The organism is Faecalibacterium sp. An192 (genome assembly GCF_002160175.1).
In the GTDB taxonomy this organism is placed as follows: Bacteria; Bacillota; Clostridia; order Oscillospirales; family Ruminococcaceae; genus Faecalibacterium.
Map to the genome: position 1 here is coordinate 1 of NZ_NFKB01000088.1, position 6,905 is coordinate 6,905.

Consider the following 6,905-nt stretch of genomic DNA (forward strand, 5'->3'; position numbering starts at 1 on the left):
GCAACACCTTCCGCTGGAAGTTCATCCCCCGGGATGAGGAAGTGATTGCCCTTCTGGTTCAGCTGGAAGCGGACTTCTGGCAGCACGTCCAGAGCGAGACTCCGCCGCCTCTGGACGGCTCCAGCGCGTCGGCCCGGTTCCTGGCCGAGCGGTTTCCCAGCAGTGTGCCCCGTTCCACCGTGGCACTGCCTGAGAACGCCGCCGCCCTGGTGCAGCAGTACGACGAGGCCAGCCAGCAGATCAAGGTACTCACCGAGCGGAAACAGGAAGCCGAAAACCTCTTGAAGGAAATGCTGGGCGACCACGAAACCGGCACAGCCGGGAACCACCTTGTCACATGGAACAGATGAACCTGAAAGACCGCCTGAGCGCCAAAGTCGAGACCCTGCAGACCGCCCCGGCTCTGCCGTCCTCGGACTACCTGGCCCTGAACAACAATACACTGGATCTAATCCACGAGAACCTGAAGGACCAACCTCTGACCTACCAGATGTTCGACGTGGTCAAGTCGCCCTCGGGCGGCTCCACCGTCTTTACAGTGCCGGGTCTGACTGGTGAGGAGGCAGAAAAAGAGCTGACCGGGATCATCTTGGATTACACCCTGCCCCGGGCCTACTGGGATACCCCCGACCCGGTGGAGGGCACGCCGCCCACCTGCCTCAGCCATAACAGCCTTGTCTCGGAGAGCGGCAAGCCCTGCGCCCGCTGCCCCTTTAACGATTACGGCTCCAAGGACGGCGAGACAGGGGCCAAGGCCTGCAAGGAGTCGGTGCTGTTGTTCCTGCTGCGGCCGGGCAATGTCCTGCCCCTGCTGGTGCGGGTGCCGGTGACCAGCAAAGGGCTGTTCCTCCGGTACACCGCCCGGCTCACCAGCGCCCTGACCCCGCTGAACGGGGTGGTTACCCGGATCTCCCTCAAGAAGGCTACCAGCCGGGGAGGCAAGCCCTATGCCCTCTTTCACTTTGAGGCAGTCAGCGCCCTCAGTCCCGAAGAGGCCGCCAGCTCCAAAGCCTTTGCACGCCAGTTCATGGAGGCGGTGAAGGCCAGTGAGGCGATGCCCAAGCTGGAGGCGGCAGGATAAAGTTTTCGTATCTACCCTATGCCAAAGTTAAGCTTGGCACCAACTCCGCATACATAAAAACCATTGAAAACACTGAAAGCCCTCCCGGCCGGGAGGGCTTTTCTGTTTGTCTTCTGTTTTTAATTGTCATCGTCATCGAATTGTTTATAGGACAGAATATAGTTTCCTTGGCGATCGCGTCCATCTTCGTCTACTCTTTTGACGATATCTTCTATTTCGCAATCCAGAAGTTGGCAAATACGATCTATATTCATAAGAGAGATATATTTTCCATCCCGCAAGGACTGAATCACACTTTCGGAAAGAATCTTTTCTTTACGAAGACGGGCTGTACTATATCCCTTCTTTTTGAGCGCTTTTAAAATATTTTTACGGTATACAATCGCCATTTGTCGTTCTCCCTGCCGCTGAATCTGTAATACTGCATACGGGTCGAGAAGAGAAGCATCTTTTCCTTTCCACAGGAGGATTCAGCACTAACCACAAAAATCTAGCGGCAAAATTTTGCAGTTCGTAAAATATATTATTTTTCGTAAAACTCTTTTGACTTATCCCTAAAAACGCCGTATCATATATACACGACATCTCGTGTATATATGCTTTTATCTATTTTATTATATCACATTTCAATAAGGAGGTCAATCGATGAATAATTATGAACCTATTTCCCCCCTTTCTGACTTCCCGTCTCATGAATCATCTGCACTCTCTGTGAACAAGAAGGACCACCATAATGACAAGAAGGCAAAAAAGAAGGTGGGAAAAGAGAAAGCAAAGCGTAAAAAGGCTGAATCCAAGTGTGCAGAACTGAAATACAAACGTAAAGCTGATAAGAAGTTGGCAGCCGAGCGGCAGCGTAGCTATGAGCTTGCCTGTGAGCTGAAGTTCCACCGCCAATTGATTCACTTGCTCTACCCCGATTTGGACCGAAAACTCGGCGAATGCTCGGGAGGTGAAAACCAAAATGAATCTTGACAGGTCTGTTGACTTTGTAAACGGGCAGTCGTTCCTCCTTACTAACCCCAAAATGCCTAAATTGATTGCTAACTTTGCGCCGGTAGACTCCCAGCTGTATTTTGACCCTGCTAAAGGTCCAGATGCCAGTCCTATCATGGCCCGTATCAAGATCAAGAATCAGAACTACATCCGGGAAGCCTGGCTGGACCTCGCCAAGAAAGAACTGACCAATCAAATCCTAGAGCAGATTTCCACATGCTACGCTGTGAGTTCGTCCCGCTACCTTCTGGACATGGCCCTTCTGGCCTACTGCCAGGAAAAACCCCAAGACAGCCAGGCCCCCATGCCCTTGAATTTTCGGCAGCACAGGCTCTGTCGCCTGCCCAACGGATATTGGCTTTACGTGGCCGGGGATACAGTTCTGGGAATACCGCCCGGTATAGACTATGTCATTGCGCCGGAAGTCAAATTGGCTCATCTGGCCAGAGACCCTGAGCTTTCTCCTGTCGCTGCCACCATCGAATTGTGCAAGCGCCTCGAAGCATCTCGGAACATTCTCTTTCCCGTCTGGGGTTTTACCATTGTTGGCAGCCTGCGATCTGTTTTATCAGGGGCAGACATGACCACTTTTCCGTCTCTGGGAATTATCGGAGGTCAAAACCTCGGCAAGACCACCGTCGCCCAGCGCTATATGCTGCTCTATGAAGAGAGCCAGAAACCGGGATCATTCTGGGGACAATTTGACGCCAATTCCACTTTTGCCTCCATCGTCTTACAGGTCAGCGATTTCCGGGACCAGATTGTTCTGGTGGATGACCTGGCCAAAAGCGGCAGTCCCGCTGAACAGCGCAAGCGCCAGGACCTTCTCGCGAGTATCCTGCGCTTTGCCGCCAATGACACGGGACGAGCCAGGATCAATGAGAAAAAGCAGATCGAGCAACAGATTTGTAAGGCCGGCGTCGCTTTTACCGGGGAATTCATGCTCCAGAATCCATCGGATATCACCAGGAGCGTCCTGGTACCCATCGACTGCCAAATGAAAGACGGACGACCAGAAGAGCGAACTGTGGCTGCAACGGTCTTCTATGCCTTTATCCAGTGGCTTCTGCCGCAGCTCGACCAGAAGCTGAAGGAATTGCAGCAGCTTCTGGCAAATGTTCAGGCCGACCGCAATCCACGTTTGGCGAAGAACGGTCTCCTGGTCCTCTGGGCACTGGAACTGTTCTTTCAGTTCACTGAGGAGCAAGGAGCCATTACCAACACATACCATCAGCAAGCGTCTGCGGCCGCAGAGCAAATCCTGAACCAAATCCTGAGCCAGCAGGCACTCCAATGCGAGAGGCTTACCAATAAAAACCCAAAAGGCAATCTAAGTTGGTATATCCTGTATGGTTATTCCCACAATCTGTTCCCTGTTGTCACGGATCAAAAGGGCGTCAACATCAAGAACTGCGGTCTGCTGAAGAAGGACGCGCTCTATATACGCCCCTCGATGCTGCTGCAATATTTTCAGGAGCATACGCCGCATTCCATCTCAACGATCAAGGAAATGAACAAGAACTTGAGGCGGGAAGGTGTTCTTGGAGACACCAGCGAACACCGTTCTGCCCACGCAAGAATCAACGGCAAACGCTGTCTGAAATTGAGCTTTGCTCTTCTTCAGAAAAGCGCAGAGGCCTACAACATCTGAAGGAGGTCTATTCTATGAAACGCAGTAAATACGCATCCAACCAGGTTCGGTTTGGCTCGATCCACGACATCTACCAGCGGCTGCAGGAAGAAGGTTATCTGATCAGTGAAACCGCCCTCCGCAGCCTGGTCAAAGCGGGAGCGATTCACGCATTCTATCACGGCAAAAAGGCTTTGATCCTCTATGACGAGGTGCTGGCCTACATCAAGGGCAGCTGCAGCCCGGAGCCCGCCGCATAAAGACATTGATACGTTCAACATCTGTGGCTCCCGCTCGTCTGAGGGCGGGAGTCCTTTTTATAAAAAAACTCTGGAAGGAGAATCTTGTCAATGGCCAATTTACAGGAACGCCGGGACAAAGACGGCAAACTGATATCCTATTCGATCCGCATTTATCGCGGCCGCAGTCAGGACGGCAAGCAGCTCAAACCCTTCACCGCCACCTTTGAGGTCAAGCCTACCTGGAGTGAAAAAAGCGCGCGAAAAAAGGCGGAGGCTTACGCCGCCACCCTGGAAGATCGAGTCCGGAATGGTCTGGTGAGTGATAACCGGCAGCGCTTTGACGAGTACTGCGAGTATGTACTGGAACAAAAGGCCCGTACTGGCACCAAGAAAACAAGCATCAAAGGGTATCGAGCGATGACTAAGCGTATCTATGCGGCGATCGGGCATATTCTCCTGAAGGATATACGTCCCGACCATCTGAACCGCTTCTATGCCCAGTTGGAAGAGGACGGCTCCGGCATAGAGAAGCGTACAGCGTGTTCCCGGAAGCTGGCTGATCTGTTGAAAGAGAAAAAGATGACCCGAAAGTCGCTGTCTGAGGGCGCGGGTGTGCCCATTAATACAGTGTATTCGGCAGTAAAGGGCAACCCCGTTCCAGCCAAAACGGCCATTGCGCTCAGCAAGGAGCTGGGGATGGATGTCAACGAGGTGTTTGACACGCAGAAGAAACTACATACATTGTCTGCCAACACAGTACAGCACTATCACCGACTGATCTCGATGGTGCTGGAACAGGCCGTAAAAGAAGGCCTGATCCCTCAGAATGTGTCCAAGCGGGCCACACTGCCCAAGCTCCAGCGGAAGGAGGTCAACCACTTCCAGCCGGAAGAATTGCTGAAAATCTGTGAGGCTTTGCAAGGGGAGCCTATCAAGTGGCGGGCACTGGTGATGGTTCTGATGATGAGCGGCTGCCGCAGAGGGGAGGTGTTGGGCCTGAAATGGGACAAGGTGGACTTTGCACAAAATACCATCCTAATCGACAACAATGTCCTCTATGTGCCGAAGGTGGGGATCTATGAGGATACCCCCAAAACGGCGAAGTCACGGCGCCTCATTGCTTTACCGCCTGACACCATAGAGCTGTTGCGAAAGTACAAGGCCTGGCAGGAGGAGGAGATCAAGGCCTTGAAGGGATCTACCAGGACAGGGGATTCCTGTTTGCCCAAGAGGACGGAGGACCCATGCACCCGGATTCGGTCAATACCTGGCTGGATCGGTTCAGTCAGCGCCACGGCCTGCCTCATATCAACCCCCACGCCTTCCGTCATTCGATGGCTAGTGTACTATATTATAATGGAATGGACAGCGTCAGTATCTCGGCACGGCTGGGGCACGCCCAGGTGAGCACCACCAGCGACATTTACGCCCATGTTATAGAACAGGCCGACCACAGGAGCGCGGAAATTTTGGAAAATCTGTTCCGCAAGAAAGACTGAACGACGCGGCCAAAAGGCTCTTGTTGAACGCGAGTTGAATTTTATAGATTTTTAAAAGACAAAAAGAAAAACACCCGGCAACCTTTTTGAAGGTGCAGGGTGTTTTTTGTGGTGCGGCCGGGGGGATTCGAACCTCTGGCCTTTGGAGTCGGAGTCCAACGCTCTATCCAGCTGAGCTACGACCGCACATGAGCTGATGAAACCATCAGCATCAAAGAGTATACCATACTTTGGAGCAAAATGCAAATGGAATTTTTGGCGGGAACGGTCGATGGAACCGCCCTGCATTCTATTATATATAGGACGAAGTCACCCCTTGCGGTTCCGCAGCCAGATGCGGTACAGGCCGTCGGACACCAGGTTCTCCCGGTAGAGGATGGAGGTGCGGCAGGCCTTGCGGAGGTTGGCGGGCAGGTTGCCGGTGGCATAGAAGCGGGTTTCAGGGCCCAGTTCGGCCCGGAAACGGTCGGCCAGACCGTCCAGCAGGCAGGCGGTGCCCAGCAGCAGGCCGGCCTGGAGGCAGGCGGAAGTGTTCTTGCCCAGCACTGAGGCGGGAGCCGGGGCGGTGAGATCCACCTGGGGCAGCTGGGCGGTGTTCTGGACCAGGCTGGTCATGGAGAGCTGGGGGCCAGGCAGGATGACGCCGCCCACCAGTTCCTTCTGGGCGTTGACCGCCATAATGGACAGGGCGGTGTCCGAGAAGATCACCGCCATGGGGGCCGGACCTTCGGCCATGGCCGCCACCACGCCGCACAGCAGTTCGGCGCCCAGCTGGGCGGGCTGGTCCAGACGGAGCTTGAGGCCGCTTTTCAGGCCGGGGCCCACCGTCATGATCCGCACCGAGGTGAGCATCCGCAGGGCGGCGATGACCTTCCCGGTGAGAGCCGGCACCACGCTGGCCAGAATGACCCCCTCAATCTGCTGGGGGTCGGCGTGGTGCAGGGTGAGAAGGTGGATCAGACGGATGGCGTATTCATCCGATGTGGCAGAAGCGGCAGACAGTTTCCCGGAGAAATGCAGGACGCCTCCTATATAAGCGGCGACGGTGATATGGGTGTTGCCGATGTTGACGGTCAGAATCATGGCAGGCCTCTCTTATGACTTCCTATATATAATAGATAAGAACCTGCCTCTATTGTACGACGAGACAGGCAAAATCGCAAGTGAAAACAAAATCCTGAAAAAAGTTGAAAAAAGGGGTTGACAAAAAGAGGGAAAGGTAGTACTATATGTGAGCGCCCTGACGGGGCGGCCCACAAAGCGAAAAGAACTGAAAAACACTTCGAAAAAAAGTGCTTGACAAGTTCGAAACGCTGTGGTAAAATAAACAGGTCGCCAGCCGAAAGGTTGAGCGGACAGGACCTTGAAAATTGAACAATATCGAATACTTGTAACGGAACCTTTAAAGTGTTGGAAACACTTAAAATTCCAAAAAGTAATTCATACAGGACGCAAGC

The 6,905-nt window shown here is 53.4% G+C and carries 7 protein-coding genes, 1 tRNA gene and 1 pseudogene; 6 read left to right on the forward strand and 3 right to left on the reverse strand.

All coding sequences use genetic code 11. The features are described from left to right. Positions 1–350, forward strand: a pseudogene (locus B5F27_RS16865) (hypothetical protein); the annotation flags it as partial. Then, a complete protein-coding gene (locus B5F27_RS15465) occupies positions 338–1,081 on the forward strand; it encodes a hypothetical protein (RefSeq protein WP_087368962.1) in 744 nt (247 codons plus the stop codon). The pseudogene B5F27_RS16865 and the gene B5F27_RS15465, both read left to right, overlap by 13 nt. A 119-nt stretch (positions 1,082–1,200) precedes the next feature. On the opposite strand, the gene B5F27_RS15470 is transcribed toward B5F27_RS15465, so the two are convergent. Beyond that, positions 1,201–1,470, reverse strand: coding sequence for a helix-turn-helix transcriptional regulator (locus B5F27_RS15470; protein ID WP_087368963.1), 270 nt, complete (start codon positions 1,468–1,470; stop codon positions 1,201–1,203). Positions 1,471–1,726: 256 nt separating this feature from the next. Here B5F27_RS15470 and B5F27_RS15475 point away from each other — a divergent pair, with 256 nt between their 5' ends. The 4 genes from B5F27_RS15475 to B5F27_RS15490 all read left to right on the forward strand — a co-directional run bounded on the left by B5F27_RS15475 (position 1,727) and on the right by B5F27_RS15490 (position 5,356). Beyond that, positions 1,727–2,056 (forward strand): hypothetical protein, encoded by a 330-nt coding sequence (locus tag B5F27_RS15475; RefSeq protein ID WP_087368964.1) that lies wholly within the window; start codon positions 1,727–1,729, stop codon positions 2,054–2,056. Next, complete coding sequence (locus B5F27_RS15480) at positions 2,046–3,728, forward strand: hypothetical protein (RefSeq protein WP_087368965.1); 1,683 nt, start codon at positions 2,046–2,048, stop codon at positions 3,726–3,728. Before B5F27_RS15475 ends, B5F27_RS15480 begins: the two co-directional genes overlap by 11 nt. Positions 3,729–3,742: 14 nt before the next feature. Then, entirely contained in the window at positions 3,743–3,967 is a 225-nt protein-coding gene (locus B5F27_RS15485) for a hypothetical protein (RefSeq protein ID WP_087368966.1), read from the forward strand. Positions 3,968–4,057: 90 nt separating this feature from the next. Next, entirely contained in the window at positions 4,058–5,356 is a 1,299-nt protein-coding gene (locus B5F27_RS15490; RefSeq protein ID WP_087368967.1) for a helix-turn-helix domain-containing protein, read from the forward strand. Between the two features lie 201 nt (positions 5,357–5,557). Here B5F27_RS15490 and B5F27_RS15500 read toward each other — a convergent pair. Together B5F27_RS15500 and B5F27_RS15505 are read right to left on the reverse strand one after the other, a co-directional pair. Then, positions 5,558–5,634: transfer RNA gene (locus B5F27_RS15500), tRNA-Arg, on the reverse strand. Between the two features lie 123 nt (positions 5,635–5,757). Further along, positions 5,758–6,531: a type III pantothenate kinase gene (locus B5F27_RS15505; RefSeq protein WP_087368969.1), complete on the reverse strand. Its 774-nt coding sequence runs from the start codon at positions 6,529–6,531 to the stop codon at positions 5,758–5,760. Positions 6,532–6,905 lie beyond the last annotated feature (374 nt).